At 62.2% G+C, this 19242-nt stretch carries 19 protein-coding genes; 8 read left to right on the forward strand and 11 right to left on the reverse strand.

Annotated features, from left to right (window positions below; genetic code table 11):
• Window positions 1-127 precede the first annotated feature (127 nt).
• Complete coding sequence (locus AC1Q67_RS13100; RefSeq protein WP_492235844.1) at window positions 128-880, forward strand: hypothetical protein; 753 nt, start codon at window positions 128-130, stop codon at window positions 878-880.
• 10 nt (window positions 881-890) lie between these two features.
• Here AC1Q67_RS13100 and AC1Q67_RS13105 read toward each other — a convergent pair whose 3' ends face one another.
• Window positions 891-2087, reverse strand: a complete 1197-nt coding sequence (locus tag AC1Q67_RS13105; RefSeq protein ID WP_492235845.1) for an FAD-dependent monooxygenase — start codon at window positions 2085-2087, stop codon at window positions 891-893.
• A 94-nt stretch (window positions 2088-2181) separates the two neighbouring features.
• On the opposite strand from AC1Q67_RS13105, the gene AC1Q67_RS13110 reads away from it, so the two are divergent.
• The gene (locus AC1Q67_RS13110) at window positions 2182-2682 is read left to right on the forward strand and encodes a MarR family winged helix-turn-helix transcriptional regulator (protein ID WP_492235846.1); all 501 of its coding nucleotides are present in this window, start codon (window positions 2182-2184) and stop codon (window positions 2680-2682) included.
• 11 nt (window positions 2683-2693) lie between these two features.
• On the opposite strand, the gene aroC is transcribed toward AC1Q67_RS13110, so the two are convergent.
• The gene (gene aroC, locus AC1Q67_RS13115; RefSeq protein ID WP_492235847.1) at window positions 2694-3776 is read right to left on the reverse strand and encodes a chorismate synthase; all 1083 of its coding nucleotides are present in this window, start codon (window positions 3774-3776) and stop codon (window positions 2694-2696) included.
• A gap of 116 nt (window positions 3777-3892) precedes the next feature.
• The gene (locus AC1Q67_RS13120) at window positions 3893-4492 is read right to left on the reverse strand and encodes a histidine phosphatase family protein (RefSeq protein WP_492235848.1); all 600 of its coding nucleotides are present in this window, start codon (window positions 4490-4492) and stop codon (window positions 3893-3895) included.
• 305 nt (window positions 4493-4797) lie between these two features.
• Between AC1Q67_RS13120 and AC1Q67_RS13125 the strand changes: the two genes are divergently transcribed.
• Both AC1Q67_RS13125 and AC1Q67_RS13130 read left to right on the forward strand, forming a co-directional pair.
• Complete coding sequence (locus AC1Q67_RS13125; protein ID WP_024576114.1) at window positions 4798-5289, forward strand: sigma-70 family RNA polymerase sigma factor; 492 nt, start codon at window positions 4798-4800, stop codon at window positions 5287-5289.
• A gap of 214 nt (window positions 5290-5503) precedes the next feature.
• Window positions 5504-6277 carry an anti-sigma factor family protein gene (locus AC1Q67_RS13130; protein ID WP_492236453.1) on the forward strand — a complete coding sequence of 258 codons (774 nt, stop codon included), beginning with the start codon at window positions 5504-5506 and terminating at the stop codon, window positions 6275-6277.
• A 138-nt stretch (window positions 6278-6415) separates the two neighbouring features.
• Here AC1Q67_RS13130 and AC1Q67_RS13135 read toward each other — a convergent pair whose 3' ends face one another.
• The 5 genes from AC1Q67_RS13135 to AC1Q67_RS13155 all read right to left on the reverse strand — a co-directional run bounded on the left by AC1Q67_RS13135 (window position 6416) and on the right by AC1Q67_RS13155 (window position 11501).
• On the reverse strand, window positions 6416-7687 hold the full coding sequence (locus AC1Q67_RS13135) for a hemolysin family protein (RefSeq protein ID WP_492235849.1): 1272 nt from the start codon (window positions 7685-7687) through the stop codon (window positions 6416-6418).
• 108 nt (window positions 7688-7795) lie between these two features.
• Entirely contained in the window at window positions 7796-8680 is an 885-nt protein-coding gene (locus AC1Q67_RS13140; RefSeq protein WP_492235850.1) for a DMT family transporter, read from the reverse strand.
• 36 nt (window positions 8681-8716) lie between these two features.
• Window positions 8717-9001 carry a hypothetical protein gene (locus AC1Q67_RS13145; protein ID WP_492235851.1) on the reverse strand — a complete coding sequence of 95 codons (285 nt, stop codon included), beginning with the start codon at window positions 8999-9001 and terminating at the stop codon, window positions 8717-8719.
• An 823-nt stretch (window positions 9002-9824) separates the two neighbouring features.
• On the reverse strand, window positions 9825-10835 hold the full coding sequence (locus tag AC1Q67_RS13150) for a DnaJ C-terminal domain-containing protein (protein ID WP_492235852.1): 1011 nt from the start codon (window positions 10833-10835) through the stop codon (window positions 9825-9827).
• A 150-nt stretch (window positions 10836-10985) separates the two neighbouring features.
• Window positions 10986-11501, reverse strand: coding sequence for an RT0821/Lpp0805 family surface protein (locus AC1Q67_RS13155; RefSeq protein WP_492235853.1), 516 nt, complete (start codon window positions 11499-11501; stop codon window positions 10986-10988).
• 15 nt (window positions 11502-11516) lie between these two features.
• Between AC1Q67_RS13155 and pdxH the strand changes: the two genes are divergently transcribed.
• Entirely contained in the window at window positions 11517-12158 is a 642-nt protein-coding gene (gene pdxH, locus AC1Q67_RS13160; protein ID WP_024576107.1) for a pyridoxamine 5'-phosphate oxidase, read from the forward strand.
• 43 nt (window positions 12159-12201) lie between these two features.
• Window positions 12202-12966 (forward strand): SDR family NAD(P)-dependent oxidoreductase, encoded by a 765-nt coding sequence (locus AC1Q67_RS13165; RefSeq protein WP_492235854.1) that lies wholly within the window; start codon window positions 12202-12204, stop codon window positions 12964-12966.
• Between the two features lie 58 nt (window positions 12967-13024).
• Here the strand turns inward: AC1Q67_RS13165 and AC1Q67_RS13170 are convergent, their stop codons facing one another.
• Window positions 13025-13450, reverse strand: coding sequence for an organic hydroperoxide resistance protein (locus AC1Q67_RS13170; RefSeq protein ID WP_492235855.1), 426 nt, complete (start codon window positions 13448-13450; stop codon window positions 13025-13027).
• 211 nt (window positions 13451-13661) lie between these two features.
• Here AC1Q67_RS13170 and AC1Q67_RS13175 point away from each other — a divergent pair, with 211 nt between their 5' ends.
• A complete protein-coding gene (locus AC1Q67_RS13175) occupies window positions 13662-14120 on the forward strand; it encodes a MarR family winged helix-turn-helix transcriptional regulator (protein ID WP_492235856.1) in 459 nt (152 codons plus the stop codon).
• Window positions 14121-14122: 2 nt separating this feature from the next.
• Here the strand turns inward: AC1Q67_RS13175 and ku are convergent, their stop codons facing one another.
• Complete coding sequence (gene ku, locus AC1Q67_RS13180; protein WP_492235857.1) at window positions 14123-14995, reverse strand: non-homologous end joining protein Ku; 873 nt, start codon at window positions 14993-14995, stop codon at window positions 14123-14125.
• A 133-nt stretch (window positions 14996-15128) separates the two neighbouring features.
• Between ku and ligD the strand changes: the two genes are divergently transcribed.
• On the forward strand, window positions 15129-17786 hold the full coding sequence (gene ligD / locus AC1Q67_RS13185) for a DNA ligase D (protein ID WP_492235858.1): 2658 nt from the start codon (window positions 15129-15131) through the stop codon (window positions 17784-17786).
• Here ligD and AC1Q67_RS13190 read toward each other — a convergent pair whose 3' ends face one another.
• Window positions 17787-18761: a magnesium transporter CorA family protein gene (locus tag AC1Q67_RS13190; protein ID WP_492235859.1), complete on the reverse strand. Its 975-nt coding sequence runs from the start codon at window positions 18759-18761 to the stop codon at window positions 17787-17789.
• Window positions 18762-19242 lie beyond the last annotated feature (481 nt).

Here is a 19242-nt window from a genome sequence, read left to right on the forward strand (position 1 = left end):
ATGAAAACAGCGCCGGCGGCATCATCCGGGTGCAGCGCGGATCCGGCGGCTCACCGCCTCACATATCGGTTCAATTTTAGCTTAGGCTTCCACCGGCTGTTTATCCGTATCTGGCCTAACTGCCGGGATGCTCCTCGCGCTGCACCAGCAACGGATAACCCGCCCGCATACATCGTTCGGCCCGTTTCGTTTTCTCGAAGCATTGCCGTGGCTGGTGCTGGCCGCCACCATGCGGGTCATCACCTATGGCGGCGGACCGTTTGCCCTGCCTGCAATCATCATTGCCAGCATCGCCGTGCTGCTCGCGTTCGTGCTGGTCACGCAGCGTTCGATCGAGCTTGCGGACGGCCAGACGGGTCTTGGCTCACTGACACTGGCTGAGCAGGTCAAGCTCGCACTCGGCATTCTCAAGCAGGTGACGCTGCTGATGGTCGCGGCGGCGATACTCTTCGCCCTCACCGGATTTACAACCCTGGCGCCGAACCTGATGCTGGGTCTCGACGGGATGGCGTTCGATCAACCCACCATCGCGGGGAAATTCTGGAGCGCCACGGTGGCTTCGCTGGTGCTGCTGATGATCGTCGGCGCAGAGGCGAACAAGGGCGCGGTCGATTTCCTTTCGGCGGCCAGGGAATTCGGACGCCGCTTCGCCTGGATGGGCGCGGCGATCGCGGTTCTCGGCGCTATCTGCATCGGGCTCGGATTCGTTCAGGGCGCGGTCCGGCACGCGATCTGGCTTTACGGACAGACCGCGCCGCACGGCCATTTCGTCAAGAATCTGATCTTCTTCGTTTTCATTTTCAGTTTCGCGATGCTGCGCCTGTGGATCACCCTGCTCGTCCTGACCTACGGACTGAAGCAATCCTATCGTTACGGCTAGGATCGCAACGCTAGCGGACGCGCGGGTTGTACTGATACATCCAGTCCTGTCCGCGCGCGAACACCGGCAGCAGCAGTTTGATGGCGATGTCACGCATGAGTGCACCAGCGCGGCTCATGTCGCCCTTGCTGCCGCCGTTACGCCGTGCCGCAGCAACGATCCGCTCCGCCCGTGGCCGCCGCTCGGCCTCGAATTTTGCGAAAGTGACGCCGAACTCCTCGCCCCGGCGCAGCAGGCGTGACAGCCGCAGCGCATCTTCAAGCGCGATTGACGCGCCCTGCCCGGCATGCGGCGTTGTCGCGTGTGCGGCGTCGCCGATCAGCACCACTCGTCCGCGCGACCATTGCGGCAGTGTTGCGATGTCGAGCGTATCGGTGACAATGATATCCTGCGCGTGATCGATGATCTGCGGAATCGGATCGTGCCATCCGGCATGAAACGCGCGGATATGCTGCTTGAGCTGCTCCTGGCTTATCGCGCGGAAGGCCGAAGCGTCCATGCCGCCCGAGGACTGAGTGTCCCACCACATCGCGCCGTTGTCTTCAATACTGCTGCAATAGCCGTAACCGAACGAACCACGTTGCCCGAGGGTCATCATCACATGCGGCCCGACACCGGCCTTCTCAAGTACCGATCTCGGAATGAAGCCGCCGAATCCCACGAGGCCGGTATCGAACGGCACCGGGCCACCGGGATTCACATGTGCGCGCACCGAGGAGTGAACGCCATCCGCGCCGATCAGCAGATCGCCTTCCGCCATGGTGCCGTCCTCGAAATGCGCCGCGATCGGCCGGTCAGGCAGATCCTCGATCCTGACCAGCCGCTTGCCGAAACTGACCTCGATTCCAGCCCAGCGCACCTGCGCCAGGATCGCGTCGCTCAACGCCGCCCGCGCGACGTTCACCGCCGGCTGTCCAAAGCGCTCGCGCATGTCCCGGTTGATGCTGCCGAGAAACCGACCGCTCTGATTGGTGAAGAGCATCGATTCCGCGACGGAGCCGATGCGAACCATTTCGTCGGCAAGGCCGAGTTCGTCCAGCACATGCATGCCGTTAGGCGCGATCTGCAAGCCGCCGCCAATTCCGACGGCGCGAGGCCGCGCCTCGAAAATCTGGGACTCGAAGCCGGCAGACCGCAGAAACATCGCAGTGGCCGGGCCGGCGATTCCGCCTCCGATGATGATGGCCTTGCGTGAGCGTCTGATCATGCCTTGCTCCGCCGATTGTCACAGTGCTAAAAAGGTACGGAGACTAATTATCTTAGTCTCTGAGATATTATTTTGCTAAGATAAAGGATCTGCCTTGTCAAGGTCGAAGGCGCGCGCCGCCCTGATACAGGAACTGGAACACGCCGCCCGGCGGTCCTCCGCCCAGGGCGTGATTTTCAGCCAGACTGTCGCCAGCCGCATCGGAATCAGCAGCTCCGATCTGGAATGCATGGATTTCCTGAATCTGGAGGGCCGCGTCACCGCGGGACGGCTGGCCGAGGTGACCGGCCTGACCACGGGAGCAATCACCGGCGTCGTCGATCGCCTCGAGAAGGCCGGTCTGGTGCGCCGCGAGCGCGACGACAGCGATCGGCGCAAGGTCTTCATCGCCGTCGTTCCGGGGAGCGAGGCGAAGATCGGAAAGTTCTATGAATCCCTGCAGCAGTCGATCCACAAGGCGTGGTCGAAATACTCCGACGATGAACTGCAGTTTCTGATCCGCTTCACGATGCTGGGCTACGAGACGATGCTCGCGGCGACCGAAGGCCTGAAGCAGGCCGATACGCCGAAGCCGAAGAAAAAGCCGCCTGCATAACCGGGAAGGCGTCAGCCGCCGACCTGACCGCGATGGCGCAAAAGATGATCGGCGATCACACAAGCCATCATCGCCTCGCCCACCGGCACCGCGCGAATGCCGACGCAGGGATCGTGACGACCCTTGGTCATGATGTCGGTATCCGCGCCGGCTTTGTCGATGGTGCGGCGTGGCGTCAGGATCGATGACGTCGGCTTCACCGCGAAACGCGCCACCACCGGCTGTCCGGTGGAGATGCCGCCGAGAATGCCGCCGGCATGGTTCGACAGAAACACCGGACCGTTGTTGCCCATGCGCATCTCGTCTGCGTTCTCCTCGCCGTGCAGTTCGGCGGCGCCGAAGCCTGCGCCGATCTCGACGCCCTTCACCGCGTTGATGCTCATCAGCGCCAGCGCTAGATCGCTGTCGAGTTTGCCATAGATCGGGGCACCCAATCCGGCCGGTACACCTTCAGCGACCACCTCGATCACCGCGCCGATCGACGATCCCCTCTTGCGGATGTCGTCGAGATACTCGGCGAAAAATTCGGCCTTCGCCTTGTCGGGACAGAAGAAAGGATTGCGGCCGACCTCATCCCAGTCCCAGGCCGCGCGATCGATCTTGTGCGGGCCCATCTGCACCAGCGCGCCGCGCACCTTCACGTCTGGAATGATCTTGCGCGCGACGGCACCGGCCGCGACACGCGCCGCGGTCTCGCGCGCCGACGAGCGCCCGCCGCCGCGATAATCGCGCAGGCCGTACTTCGCTTCATAGGTGAAGTCGGCGTGACCCGGACGAAACTTGTCTTTGATCTCCGAATAGTCCTTCGAGCGCTGGTCAGTGTTCTCGATCATCAGCGCGATTGGCGTGCCGGTGGTCACCTGGCCCTTGTCGGTGTCCATCACGCCGGACAGGATCTTAACCTGATCGGCCTCCTGCCGCTGGGTGGTGAACCGCGACTGGCCGGGGCGGCGGCGATCAAGATCCAGTTGAATCTCTTCAACCGTCAGCGGGATTTGCGGCGGGCAACCGTCGACCACGCAGCCCAGCGCGACCCCGTGGCTTTCGCCGAAGGTCGTGACGCGAAACATGTGGCCGAACGTGTTGAAGGACATCAGAAATTACCCGACGGGCCAAAGGGCCCCTATTCGCGAAAATTGACGTAAAGTCGTAACGCGCAGGCCTCTTAGGGTCAAATCTGAGGCGCTTAAAGTGCCGCGTTAACGAAGCATTAACTATGTTTCGTCACCCGCCCGTCGGCAAAAACGTAGACCACGCCCTGCTCCACCGTCAGCTCTGCCGCGCCGACCGGGGTCTCGACATCGAGCGCCACCAGCAGCGCCCGCATCGAGCCGCCGTGCGACACCGCCACCGTGTCCTGAAGCAGGGAGTCGTACCAGTCACGCATGCGGATGGTCACCGAGGCGTAGCTCTCGCCGCCCGGCGGCGGCACGCCCCATTTGTCGACCTGACGCTCGGCGAAAATCTCCGGATGCGACTGCTCCATCTGCGGCAGGGTCGAGCCTTCCCAGTGGCCGTAACCGATCTCGCGCAGGCGGTCGTCGAGTTCGTAGCCGTGCGGCGGCACGCCGAGCACGCCACGCAGCAACTCCATCGTGGAGCGTGCACGGCCGAGCGGCGACGACACGAACGGGATCTTGGCGGGATCATGGGAGTCGCGCGCGAGAATGTCGGTCAGCAGTTCACCGGAGCGGACCGCCTGCTCCTTGCCGAGATCATTCAGCGGAATGTCTTGCGTGCCCTGAAAGCGGCCCGCGGCATTCCATTCGGTCTGGCCGTGACGAACGAAGTAAACGGTGGGCGATGACATGAGATACCGACTCTGAGCTCAAACCGTCATTGCGAGGAGCGTAGCGAAGCAATCCAGTTTTCTGTGCCGCAATGGTTTGCTTCGCTTCGCTCGCAAATGACGATGTCTTTTGTTCATTCCAGCCGAACACGATGTTCGGGACATCGGGGCTAAAGAGGACGCCCCTCATGACATAGGCATCCCTGCCATTCAACCCGGACGCGCGGCAAACCCTCATCTTATCGGGCGAAACCGCCGGAATACTCCCGCGTTTTCGGTGTTTTTCAGGATAGAACGGCTGTGAGCCGCCGGACCGGACAGACCCGATGAGTAACGATTTCCGCCACAGCGTCGAGACCATGATTCCGGCCCTGCGGCGCTATGCGCGGGCGCTGGCGCGGGACACCGACATCGCGGACGATCTGGTGCAGGACACCCTGGTGCGGGCGCTGCGTTCGGAGAAGCTGTTCCTCGGCGGCGACCTGCGCGCCTGGCTCTACACGATCCTGACCAACCTGAACCGCAACCGCCGCCGCTCGCTGGCGCGGCAGCCGGCGATGATGGAACTGCACGACACCACCGCCGACGCCTCCGGCACCGAGGCGGAGGGCCGCGACATTTCCCGCGCGCTCGCAACGCTCGCGGAAGACCAGCGCGCGGTGCTGCTGCTGGTGGTGCTGGAAGGCCTGAGCTACCGCGACGTCGCCGACATTCAGGGCGTGCCGATCGGCACCGTGATGTCGCGGCTCGCCCGCGCACGGGCGCATGTGAAAGCCGCGCTTGAAGGCGAACGGCCTGCGCTGCGGCGGGTGAAATGAAACGGCGGGGGACGATGCGAGATGGAAGCGACGCGCGACAAATGGGGAAACCTGGTTCTTCTCCCTCTTCCTTGTGGAGAGGGTGGCGCGCTGAACGCCATGCGATTGGCGCGCGGGGTGGAGGCAGACTTTGTACCATGCGTAGCCTTCACCCCACTTTTTGCACGAACGTGATGCCGCTGCTGCCGCAAGATTTCGAATTTGAGAGACAACGCTGATGACCGACCACAACATTCCGGTGACCGAGGACGAACTCCACGCCTACGTGGACAACGAACTCCCCGTGGAGCGCCGCGCGGCGGTCGAAGCCTGGCTCGCGGCACATCCCGACGACGCCGAACGGGTGACGTCATGGCGCACGATGAGCGACGCGCTGCATGCGAAGTACGACTCCGTCGCGGACGAGCCGGTGCCACCGCGTCTCTCTGTCGATCTGCTGTCACGGACGCCGCGCCGCTGGATGATGGGCGCGATCGCCGCGTCGCTGCTGGCGTTCGCGGTCGGCGGCGGCATCGGCTGGGCCGCGCGCGGCGCGAATGCAACGCCCTCGATGTTCGCCAGCTTCACCGGCGATGCACTCGGCGCGCACAAGCTCTATGTGGTCGAGGTGCGCCATCCTGTCGAAGTGGCGGGCAGCGACAAGGCGCATCTGCAGCAGTGGCTGAGCAAGCGCTGCGGCTGGGAAGTCCGCGCGCCCGAGCTCGACGCCACCGGGCTGAAGCTCGTCGGCGGACGGCTGCTGCCCGGCCCCACCGGCCCCGCATCGTTCCTGATGTACGAGACGGCGTCAGGCGAACGCTTCACGATCTTCGCCGCGCGCGCGGAAACCGAGGCGACGCAGATGCGCTACGCCACCCATGACGGCACCGGTGCGCTGTTCTGGGCCGATCGCGGCGTGGGTTACGTCGTCAGCGGCGGCGCCGACCGCGACCGCCTCGAACGCGTCGCGCGGCTGGTCTATGACCAGAACGAGAAGGCGGGACTGTAATCAGCCTTTGGAGAACACGTCATTGCGAGGAGCGCTTGCGACGAAGCAATCCATTTTCTGTTTTAAAAGATGGATTGCTTCGTGGAGCCTGTGCTCGGACAGCGCAGAGCGCCGATCCGAGTGCTCGCAATGACGAGCCTACTCCCTGCTGGCCAGCACCTTGTCGATGCGCCGCCCGTCGAGATCGACAATCTCGAACCGCCAGCCGTCGGCGCTGATGCTTTGCCCCACCGACGGAATCGCGCCGAATTTCTCCAGCAGATAACCGGCGCAGGTCTGGTAGGGCCGTGACGCCGGCAACGCGATGTCGAGCAGCCGCGCGAATTCCAGCGCGGGCATCCAGCCGGAAATCAGATACGAGCCGTCGTCGCGTTTGACGAAGGCGGGTTCGGCCGGTCCTTCCTCGGTGTGAAAACTCCCGACGATCGATTCGAGAATATCTGCGGTGGTCACCACCCCCTGAAACGTGCCGTACTCGTCATGCACCAGACCCATGTGCACCGGTGAATCGCGCAGGATGGCGACCACATCCCGCGCATCGAGCGTTTCGGGAATGATCGGCGCCTCGCGGATCAGCTTGCGGATGTCCGGTGTCTCGCCCGCAAGATACGCATCCAGCATGTCCTTGGATTGCAGGATACCGAGCGTCTCCTCGCCGTCGAACACCGGCAGGCGCGAATGCGTGCTGGTCCTGAAGGCCAGACGGATCGCCTCGTCCGGCTCCGACAGGTTGATGGTGGTGACCTCATGACGCGGCGTCATCACCGCACCGACCGGAAGATCGCCGAGGCGCATCACGCCCGCGATCATTTCCTTCTCGCCCGGCTCCAGCACGCCTGCATTCTCCGCTTCCACGACCAGCGTGTGGATTTCCTCCTCGCTCACTTTCTCTTCGGCCTCGCCGCGCTGGCCGAGCACCCACAGCAGCGCCTTGCCGGAACGGTCCAGGATCCACACCAGCGGCAGCGAAATTTTCGCGAGCACGACCATGGCCGGCGCAACCTTCACCGCCACCGCTTCAGGATCGCGCAGCGCGATCTGTTTCGGGACAAGTTCGCCGACAATGAGCGAGGCGTAGGTAATCAGCGTCACCACCGCGCCGACGCCAACGGCATCCGCTGCGCCCGGCGACAGTCCCATGCTCGCCAGCCATGCCGAGAGACGCGCGCCGAGCGTCGCGCCTGAAAACGCGCCGGACAGGACACCGACCAGCGTGATTCCGATTTGAACCGTGGAGAGAAATTTTCCGGGGTCGGACGCCAGGGCGAGCGCACGGCGCGAACCGCTGACGCCCTTCTCAACCAGACCGGACAATCGCGCGGGACGGGATGAGACGATGGCAAGCTCCGACATCGCAAGCAGGCCATTGATCACGATGAGAACCGTGACGATTCCAAGTTCGAGTAACAATTTGTTCCTTTGAGGTAAAATCTGGTTGCGATGGATAGCATGCCGGGGTTCCGCGCGCAGCATCGGCATTGCCGCAGGACTATGCGCAATCCGCACGTCCGTCAGGCGTCATGTCCGTTGTAACGCCAGTGTCACACCGCCCAGCGTGAAGACCATCGCAAGAATCTCACGCAGACCAAGCGGTTCCCCAACCATCAGCGCGGCGGAGATCACGCCCACGATGGGAACCAGCAACATTCCGGTCGATGCGGTGGCGGGCGGCAGGCGGCGCAAGGTCTCGAACCAGGTGAGATAGCAGACGCCCATCGGAATGATCGTCATGTAGGCCATCAGCGCCCAGCCCTTCAGAGAGACGGCGGGAAAGTCCGGCTTCTCGAACAACAGGCCGAAGACAAGCATCGCCAGACAGCCAAGCCCGACCTGCCATGCCACCATTGCAACCGGCGGCACCGGGATCGGCGCGCGATTGAGAATGTTGCCGAGCGCAAAGAGGATAGCCGCAGACAGCGCGAGCGATGCGCCCGCCAGCTTTTCCGGCGTGAATGAAAATCCGTTTCCTCCGAACAGGATCACGATTCCGACAATGCCGAGACACAGAGCGATGATGTTGCGCACGGTCGGACGCATGCCCAGAAGCGGCCACGCAAACAGCGTCGCCCAGATCGGCATCGTGTAGGCGAGCAGCGCGCCCTCACCGACGGTGACCCACTTCATCGCGACGGTGCCAAATCCCATCCACGCGATGACATTGGTAAATGTCGCGAACAGCAGAGGCAGTATGGCCGCGCGCGGCACGCCCAATCGTTCACGGCGGCCCACGGCGACAACGGTCAGAATGAGAGAAGCAGTCACACCTGCGAGACCGCGCGCGGACATCGGCGGCAATTCGCGCAACAGCAGTTTCATGAAGGGCCAGTTCAGGCCCCAGCCGAACGCGGTGATACCGAGACAGATAACGCCGATCCATCGGGAATGGCCATGAGAATTGCCCATGGATGCGATGGTACAACCAGTGGCCGCGATTCGCCTTTACTCGCAGCCGACGGCTTCCGCCTCGCTCGCTCTGACAACGGCAAGCTTCTTCGGCGGAGCCCTTTTCTTTTTCGGCTCGACCGGTGGCGGATTGGCAGCCTCTTCGGCTTCCTTCGCCAGCCGAAGCGCTTTCAGGCGCTCCATGTTCTTGCGGACGTCGACATATTGCTTGTCGACCTCGGCGAGTGCGATTTCGCCCTCAATCCTGGCCAGACGCTGCTTCTCAAGGCGGGCCAATTGTTCGGGGGTTTGCGGCTTGGTCTGCGGTTTGCTGCTCATCATCAAGATATGGGGATTCCGACGCTCGATTGCCACCGGTTGTAAAATATCGTTCGGACAGCGGAACTTTTCCGCTGCGCCGTGAAAGCAAGCTTGGCCCGGCAGCAATCGCCCCATCCGTCATTCCGGGATGCGCCGCTTGGCGCAGGCCCGGAATCCATGATTGCGAAAATCTCCAGGGAGTCCGTGGATTCCGGGTTCGCGCGACGCCGCGCGCCCCGGAATGACAACGGATAGTATCGCGCACATGTAGGCTGCAACATTTCGTGATGGGGATACGTATCCCCGCGCTCCGTACCGCGCTTAAGTTCGCTGCGTCCTGGTCGTGAGGGGCGCTTCTCGAGGGCGCTTTGAAGCGGAGCAGGATGCGGCGCCTGCGCGTGTGTCTCGCAAACACACATCCGGGAGGCTGGGGTCACCGTCCGGGCCAACTATGTGGCTCTGCCGTTCGCCGGCTGGACGCGGAGCGGACGAAGGCGGCGAAAGCCGTCCGGATCAGGGGTCGAGTACCTCCCCCGTCCGCCCCCGGAAGTACGGTCCCCTCGCCCAAAGTCCCGCAATGGAGCGCCGCAAGGCGATGCGCTTCCGGAATCCCATCGCCTCGCACGCGATGCCGGGAGCGAAACGAACACAAGGTGCGCCTCGCGGCGCTCCATGCCCCTCGTTTTGAGGGCGCGAACGAGGCAGGCCTCGCGCGCGCTGAGGGAGCAGAACTACACGCTCAACTCGCGCGATGCGCGAGAACGAATTCGCGTGGCTGTTTGAAAATTGAATCGGAATGCGATGTGACAAACGCTGTCACATCACACTCAATCGCCGTCCGCCCTCACTCAAAATCCTTGCGCGGATTCGTCGGATGCTGGTCGCGCCATTTCTCCATCAGCGCTTCGAGCTCCGCATCGTTGGCGTCAGGCAGCACGATCCGGGTTGTGACGTACAGATCGCCGAACCCGTCGGCACCCGATGCACCCTTGATCGGCATCCCCTTGCCCTTGAGGCGAAACGTCCGGCCCGATGAGGTATTCTTCGGAATCGAAAGCTGCACCGCGCCGTCGAGCGTCGGCACGCGCACCTTCGCGCCGAGGACGGCTTCGTACAGCGTGACCGGCAGATCGAGACGCAGATCGTTGCCGTCAATCTTGAAGTAAGGATGCGGCGCGATGTTCACCGTGATCAGCACATCGCCGGGACGATGACCGGGCGCGGTTTCGCCCTGTCCCTTAAGGCGGATCTGCTGACCGGCGGCGACACCTGCCGGAATCTTGACATTGAGTTCCTTGCCGGTCGGCAGACGGACACGCCGCGTCGCGCCGTTGATGGCCTCTTCAAGAGCGACCGTCATCGTAACGGCGACATCGAGATCGGTGGCGAACGGCGTGTCGTACTCGAACGTGCTCGCGCCGCCGCGCGGACCGCCACCCATCCCGGCAGCGCCGGCCTGACCGCCGAACATGCTCTTGAGAATGTCCTCAAACGCGCCGCCGCTGGCGAAACCGCCGGCGCCGGGTCCACCCGGATGTCCGCCAGTGCGGAAGGAATATTCGAAGCCGCCCGGCCCCGCGCGGCGTCCGCCGCCGCCCCCGGGGAAGCCGCCCTCGAAACCCTGAAACTTCGGTTTGCCCTCGGCATCGATCTCGCCGCGATCGAACTGCTTGCGTTTGTCCTCGTCGCCGAGGATTTCGTTCGCCATGTTGAGTTCGGAAAAGCGTTCAGCCGCTTTGGGGTCGCCCTTGTTGGCATCAGGGTGGTGCTTCTTGGCGAGCTTGCGATAGGCGCTCTTGATCGCCGCAGCAGTGGCACCCCGCTGCACCCCCAGGACCTCATAGGGGTCGCGCATTCTTTCGGTCTCCTTGCAGGAATTCAGGTTCGGGCCGACTGGCCCTTTGCCCTGATGTGGTGTTTTCGTGACAATCCCGCAACGGGTTTCATCCGGAACGGTGTCGAAACTACAAACGTTGTGGCGGTTCTGGCCGGACGATCAAGCGGCCTAGCTGCGCTTCCAGGGCTTCATGTTGCGGATTTCCCAGGGTCCCTTGCCCTGCTGGCAGGCCTCGCCCTGCAGCCAGCCTTCATTGGCACCGCGCACATAGCTGGCAAGGAAGTCCCGGCAAGTGCGCCCTTCGGACGTATATGTCGAGGCCAGCGGCGTGACCGACCCCCGCGCGCCGGTTTCGGGATTTTCCCAAGGCTGGCTGACGTCCTTCTGGCCGCGGGTCAGCACATCGGACGCGGCGTTGCGCGCCAGCGCGAGGTCGGCATCGGTGAGGTTGGTGTCGTCGTGAGAGCGGATAATCGGGCCGATCGAGCCGGTGACGTCCGAAACATCGTCCTTTTTGGCGTCCTTGCCAAAGGGGCCCATGCTGCATCCCCCGGCCGAGCAGCCGAGAGCCACCAGCACAGCAGCGGTGACAAGCCCGATCGGCGATAGGCCGCGGCTCTCGCGTACCCTATATAGGGAACGCTCGATAACACGCTTGGCACGAAGAGGCGCCAGGGTACGCAACCGGATACTCCAGACATGAACGGTCCGAACACCATCAAAACCCCAGGTGAGTTAATTTCCGGTGATTTCACCGCGGCCGACGAGCCTTTTGGGCTGTTTGCGGTGTGGTTTGCCGAGGCGGTGAAGTCCGAACCGAACGATCCCAATGCCATGGCGCTGGCCACCGTGGACGGCGACGGGCTCCCGGACGTCCGGATGGTCCTGCTGAAGGGCTTTGATACCGCCGGTTTCGTGTTTTACAGCCATATCGACAGCGCCAAGGGCCGGGAGCTTGCCACTACCCCCAAGGCCGCGCTGCTGTTCCACTGGAAATCGCTGCGGCGGCAGGTCCGCATCCGCGGCGCCGTCAGCCGGGTCACCGACGCCGAGGCCGATGCCTATTTCGCGACCCGGCCGAAGCAGGCGCAGATCGGTGCCTGGGCCAGCAAACAGTCGCAGCCGCTGGAAAGCCGGATGGCGTTCGAGAAAGCCATCGCGATCAATACCGCGAAGTACGCCATCGGCGAGGTCCCCCGCCCCCCCGGCTGGAGCGGATGGCGCATCACGCCGCAAGCGATCGAATTCTGGCACGACCGCCCCTTCCGCCTGCACGACCGCATCGAATTCCGCCGCGCGGCACCCGATGCCGAATGGAGCAAGACGCGGCTCTATCCGTAACTGATGTCCTGAACGCTAACGCCCGAAGGCGAGACCCTCATTCATGCCGACTTCAACTCCCGCCGACTCCAACGCGCCCAAGCGCACCTTGCTGCTGACCGGCGCCAGCCGCGGCATCGGCCACGCCACCGTGATCCGCTTTTCCAGCGCAGGCTGGCGCGTCATCACCTGTTCGCGTCATCCGTTTCCCGAGCAATGCCCCTGGGACGCCGGCCCCGAAGATCATATCCAGGTCGACCTTTCCGATCACAAGGACACGGCACGCGCCATCGATGAAATCCGCGAGCGGCTCGAGGGCGGCGTACTGCATGCGCTGGTCAACAACGCAGCAATCTCGCCCAAGGATGAAGGCGGCGCGCGGATGGGATCGATCGATACCGATGTCGATGTCTGGAGCCACGTGTTCCGCGTCAACTTCTTTGCACCGGTGATGCTGGCACGCGGTCTGATTGAAGAGCTGAAAGCCGCGAAGGGATCGGTGGTGAACGTCACATCGATCGCAGGCTCGCGCGTGCATCCGTTCGCGGGCGCAGCCTATGCGACATCGAAAGCGGCGCTCGCTGCGCTGACACGGGAGATGGCGTCGGACTTCGGCCGCGTCGGGGTGCGCGTCAACGCCATCGCACCGGGCGAGATCGACACGTCGATCCTGTCGCCGGGCACCGACAAGATCGTTCACGAACAGATCCCGATGCAACGGCTCGGCACGCCGGATGAAGTGGCGAAGATCATTTACGTGCTGTGCACGGAAACCAGTTCGTACGTGAACGGCGCCGAGATTCACATCAACGGCGGTCAGCACGTGTAGCCGTCAAACAAAAAGAGCGGAGTCAACGCCCCGCTCTTTTGTTTGTCTCGCCGCAAAATCAGACGACGTTGATCTTGACGTCGAGATTGTTGCGGGTTGCGTTGGAGTACGGGCAAACCTGATGCGCGGTGGCAACCAGCTTCTCCGCGTCGGCACGAGCAACGCCCGGCAGCGACACCGTCAGCGCGACATCAAGGCCGAAGCCGCCTTCCGAACGCGGGCCGATGCCCACATCAGCCGTGACCGTCGTGTCCGCCGGCACCTTGACGCCGACCGTTCCCGAAACCGCCTTCATCGCGCCGATGAAACAGGCCGAATAGCCGGCCGCGAAAAGCTGCTCGGGATTGTTGCCCGGTCCGCCGCCGCCACCGAGTTCCTTCGGGGTCGCAAGATTGACCTGAAACGTGCCGTCCGTGGTCGAGGCTTTGCCATCGCGGCCGCCGGTTGCTGTGGCCTGGGTGCGATAAAGAACTTTGGTAGGCATTGTATTTTCTCCTTGGATTTCACTCGAAAAGCGGACCAACAACTCTGCGCTGCCTCCCGCCGGGGAACTGAACAGGGTCATTTATATCGTGTGCGATATAATCGCGCAACATATATTTTGAATGGCAGCCTTGCAAAAATGCGTTGCGCGATTCAATCGCGCACGCCTTAAATAGATGTAATCCCTTGCTGAAACACTTTGAGGACAGGCCATGGCCGCCCGACCAACTGCGGACGATCTGCTGAAGATCGATAATTTCGTCTGCTTCGCCCTGTATTCGGCAGGGCATGCCTTCACACGGCTATACAAGCCCCTGCTCGACCCGCTGGGGCTGACCTATCCGCAGTATCTGGTGATGGCGGTGCTCTGGGAAAAAGACGGCAGAACGGTCGGCGAGATCGGCGAGAAGCTCCTGCTGGAATCGAGCACGCTCACCCCGCTGCTCAAGCGTCTTGAAACCGCAGGCATGGTGCACCGGACCCGCGATCAGGACGACGAACGGGTTGTAAGAATTCAACTCACGCCTCAGGGCGCAGAGCTGAAGCAGAAGGCAATCGAGATTCCGCAAGCGATCGGCTGCTCTACCAACCTCACGATTCCCGAAGTGATGAAGCTGACCGCCGATATCAAGGCGCTGCGCGAAAAGCTGCTCGCCGCGCAGGCGGCGTAAGCTCAGCCCGCCTTGCGCTGACGCGCGGTCGAACGACCGGCCTTCTTCGTAGCCCGTGGCGCCGGACGCGACGCGCGTGCCGGACGCTGCGCGGGCGCCTTGCCCTTCAGGCTCTGCTTCAGTGCATCCATCAGGCTGATGACGTTGTCAGGCTTCGCAGGCTTCTCGGCGGTCTTGATGGTCTTGCCCGAAGCCTTCTGTTTGACCAAGGCCTTCAGCGCATTTTCGTATTCGTCCTCGAACTTTGAGGCGTCGAAATTCGCCGCTTTGCTATCAAGAATATGCGAAGCGAGTTCGACCATGTCCTTCGAGATTTTCGGTGTCTTGATGTCGGCGAAGAAATCTTCCTCGTTTCGCACTTCGTACGCATATCGCAGCGTGGTGGCGAGCAGACCCTTGCCGAGGGGCTCGATCGCCACGATACGTTCGCGATTTGACAGAACGACGCGCGCGAGCGCCACGCGATCCTGATCCTTCATCGCATCGCGGATCACCGCAAAGGCGTCGAGGCCGCCATTGCCATCCGGAACCATGTAATAGGGACTGTCCAGATATCTGCGGTCGATCTCGTCGCGCGGAACGAAGTTGTCGATGTCGATGGTGTGGTTGCTCTCGAGCTGAACAGCTTCCAGCTCTTCCTTCTCGATCTGGACGTACTCGCCCTTGCTGACTTCGTAGCCGCGGCCCTTCTGTTCCTTCTCGACCACTTCACCGGTCTCGGAATCGACCATCTGCTGCTTCAGCCGGTTTCCTGTCTCGGTATTGATCATGTGAAAGCGGGTTCGTTCGACCGTGGTCGAGGCGGGATAGAGCGCCACCGGGCAAGTGACCAGCGACAGCTTCAGCGAACCCTTCCAGTACGCACGCGGCAACATCGGCGACCTCCAACTCAAACGCATACCCGGGACGGAACCCCAACAGGAGCCGCAGGTTTTGGTTCCTGAACTCCCGCCTGATGACGCATGATACAATTGTTCCGCGTTCATTGCACCGTTGGGAATGCTCGCCGTGGCCCAAAAGAAACTTAAGGTTTACCGAACAAAACGTGATTTCACCAAGACGGCCGAGCCGAGTGGCCGTACCCCTGTGGCGCCGGCCAAGGCGCGACGTTTTGTCATTCAGAAGCACGACGCGACGCGGCTGCATTACGATCTGCGGCTGGAGTTCGGCGGCGTCTTCAAATCATGGGCGGTGACGCGCGGCCCGTCGCTCGACCCGAAAGACAAGCGCCTGGCCGTCGAAGTGGAAGATCATCCGCTCGACTACGGCGATTTTGAAGGCACCATTCCCAAGGGCCAGTATGGCGGCGGCACCGTGATGATCTGGGATCGCGGCTACTGGCTGTCGGACGATCCCGACCGCGGCTTCAAGAAAGGCGATCTCAAATTTGCGCTGGAAGGCGGCAAGCTCCACGGCGAATGGGTGCTGGTGCGGATGAAGCACGACCGCAACGGCGGCAAGCGGACCAACTGGCTGCTGATCAAGGACCGCGACGAATACGCCCGCGAAGGCAAGGCAAACAACATTCTCGACGACGACACGTCCGTCGCATCAAGCCGCACCATTGCCGAGATCGCGGCCGGCAAGGGCCGGGGTCCTACACCGTTCATGACACGTAAATCCAGGCGAGCGGATGCTGTGTGGGATTCGAACAAAGGTCTCGCGGCTGACGAACGCAGCAAGAAGAACCCAACCAGGACGCCCGCTACAAAGCAGAAGCCTGCAGCCAAGAACGCAAAGGCAAATGCCGTTGCAAAGCTCCCTGATTTTATCGAACCGCAATTGTGCGCTTCGGTCGACAATCCTCCCTCCGGCGGCAACTGGGTGCACGAGATCAAGTTTGACGGCTACCGGGTCCAGATGCGGATCGAGAACGGCGACGTAACGCTGAGCACGCGCAAAGGTCTCGACTGGACCGGAAAATTCTCGGCGATCGCCAAACAGGCAGCGAAGCTTCCCGACGCCATCATCGACGGCGAGGTCGTTGCGCTGGATCACGAAGGCCGTCCGAGTTTTGCCTCGTTACAGGCTGCGCTGTCCGACGAGAAGACAGACAATCTGATCTTTTTCGCGTTCGACCTCCTGTTCGCGGACGGCGCGGACTTGCGGCCGCTTCCATTGTCGGAGCGCAAGAAACAACTGCGGTTCTTGCTTGACGGCAAGCGCAAGCGCGATGAAGGAACCATCCGTTACGTCGAGCATTTCGAGTCCAACGGCAACGCCATCATGGAATCCGCGCGCGCGCTGTCGCTCGAGGGCATCGTGTCGAAGAAAGCCACAGCACCCTATCGCTCAGGACGCTCCGATAGCTGGACCAAGGCGAAGGTCCGCGCCGGACATGAGGTCGTGATCGGCGGCTGGAAAAGCAACGGCGGTAAATTCCGCTCGCTGATGGTCGGCGTACCGCGAAACGGTCACCTCGCCTATGTCGGCGTCGTCGGAACAGGCTACGGACAGGCGACAGTCAAGCAGATCATGCCTGAACTGAAGGCCCACGCAGCGGCGAAGAGTCCCTTCGGCGGCGAAGGCGCGCCAAAGAAGACATCTGACATGCATTGGCTGAAACCGGAGCTGGTGGCCGAGATCGAGTTCGCCGGCTGGACCGGGGACAACATGGTCCGGCAGGCTGCGTTCAAGGGATTACGCAAGGACAAATCGGCAAACGAGGTAACCGCAGACAAGCCCGCCAGGACTCATGTCGCGACACTGTCCGCGAAGACGACCGGCAAGACTCCTGCGGCACGCGGCAGCGCCTCGCGCGGTGGCGACAATATCGTCATGGGCGTAACGATCTCCAATCCCGACAAGGCGATGTGGCCCGACGGCGGCGATGGCGAGCCCGTCACCAAACTCGATCTCGCTCAATACATGGAGCAGGTCGGCGACTGGCTGATCGCGCATATCAAGGGCCGGCCCTGCTCGATCATTCGCGCGCCCGATGGAATCGGCGGCGAGACCTTCTTTCAACGCCACGCCATGACCGGCATGTCGAAGCTGCTCGATCTGGTGAAGGTCAGCGGCGACAAGAAGCCGTATGTGCAGATCGATCGCGTCGAGGGCCTTGTCGCGGTGGCGCAGATCGGCGGGCTCGAACTGCACCCATGGAATTGCGCGCCAAACGAGCCCGATGTTCCCGGACGGCTTGTCTTTGACCTCGACCCCTCGCCCGACGTCGCGTTTTCTGCTGTCGTAGATGCAGCTCGCGAAATGCGCGAACGACTGACGGATCTCGGTCTGGAAAGCTTCTGCAAGACCACCGGCGGCAAGGGACTGCATGTCGTCACCCCGCTCAAGGACGCGAAGAAGGACAAGATCGACTGGAAAACCGCGAAGGCCTTCGCACAGGCCGTGTGCCAGCAAATGGCGGCGGACAGCCCGGAGCACTACCTGCTCAACATGTCGAAGAAGCAGCGCGAGGGAAAGATCTTTCTCGACTACCTGCGCAACGACCGCACATCGACGGCAGTGGCGCCGCTGTCGCCCCGTGCACGCGACGGTGCGCCGGTCTCGATGCCAATGACATGGGCGCAGGTGCGCAGCGATCTCGATCCGATGAAGTATACGCTGCGCACGGTGCCTTCGCTGCTCACAAGGACGAAGGCATGGGCCGATTACGACAGGGCGGCGCGATCGATCAAGGCTGCGATTGCAAAGCTCGCAAAGTAACTACAGCCACCGCTTCCATTTGAAAAACAGATACGGCCCGATCGCCGCAAGGAGCATCGCAATCAGCGCCATCGGATAACCCCAGGGATGCTCCAGTTCCGGCATCATCTTGAAGTTCATGCCGTAGATCGACGCGATCAGCGTCGGCGGCATCAGCACCACCGCCATCACCGAGAACAGCTTGATGATGTTGTTCTGTTCGAGATTGACAACGCCGAGCATGGCATCGAGCACAAAGGTGATCTTGTTCGACAGGTAAGAGGCGTGGTCCGTCAGCGATGACACGTCGCGCTGAAGCGTCTTAAACTGCGCCTTCTGTTCCTTGCTCCAGCGCCCGGCATCGGTCTCGACCGTGACGAAGGAAATCAGCCGCCCGATCGAAACAAGGCTTTCACGGACCTTCGAGGTGAGATCGCCCTTCTTGCCGATGGTCAGCAGAATTTGTGAATAGGTGCGCGCATGGCCGCGCTCGGCGGAAGGCTCGAAAATCTGCGACGAAACCGCATCTACATCTGCGCCGGCGCGCTCGAGAATATCGGCACAGCGATCAATCACGCCGTCGAGCAGTTCAAGCAGGACACCGTCGCCAGTAATATTCGGCGAGCAGTTTCGCGCGAGTTTCGCCGCGATCAGCGCGAAGGGTTTCGGCTCGTCATACCGCACCGTGACAAGGCGATGATCGGTCAGGATGAACGTCACCGGCGTGGTGCGCGGGTTGCCTGAATCGGTTGCGCACATCAGGGTCGCCGTCATGTAGCGCGCGTTGTTTTCGATATAGAGGCGGCTGGAAATCTCGATTTCCTGCATGTCTTCACGGGTTGGAATTTCGATTCCGACCAGCTTCTCGACCGCCTTGTCCTCGCCGGGCGAAGGCGTCTTGAGATCGATCCAGATCGCATCCGGCGGCAGCGCTTCGGCCTCAACCTTGTCGAACTTCTTCAGGGAAGTTGAGGTAGGAACGAAGACCGACAACATAGGCGACTCCCGGAATCTCTTTCGCAACCACGTGTCGTCTATCTGCTCTCAAAGCGCAATCTCTCCGATTCCTGTGCGTCCGGCGACAAGACATACAACTGTCATACGGGACCAGCGCAACTCGCCCCCGGCAATTCTCCCGGTGGCATGGCACGAACGGCCGTGGCTCGTTATCGGTCTCACAGACCGCATAACGAGGATGTGATCGATTTCCTAACGGACACCCGCCTCATGGGAGCATCGATTCGCCGGACCCCTGGGAAATGACATTCCCCAAAAGGCCATTCGGGACGGGTCGGGAGGCCGGAATCCACACCTTGCCAAGCCTTTGGGCAGCTCGCGGCCTAATTGCCCCTTCGCCTGAGGCGCAAATGCCACAGGTAGCGTGCTGCATGGCAAAACCGGTATGGAACGGCTGGAAAAACGACACGTTTCAGCGCAAATAAGGGGTAACGAAATCGGAAGCATCTTCCGGCTAGAT

It is taken from the genome of Afipia sp. GW823-FHT06G09, assembly GCF_058794875.1.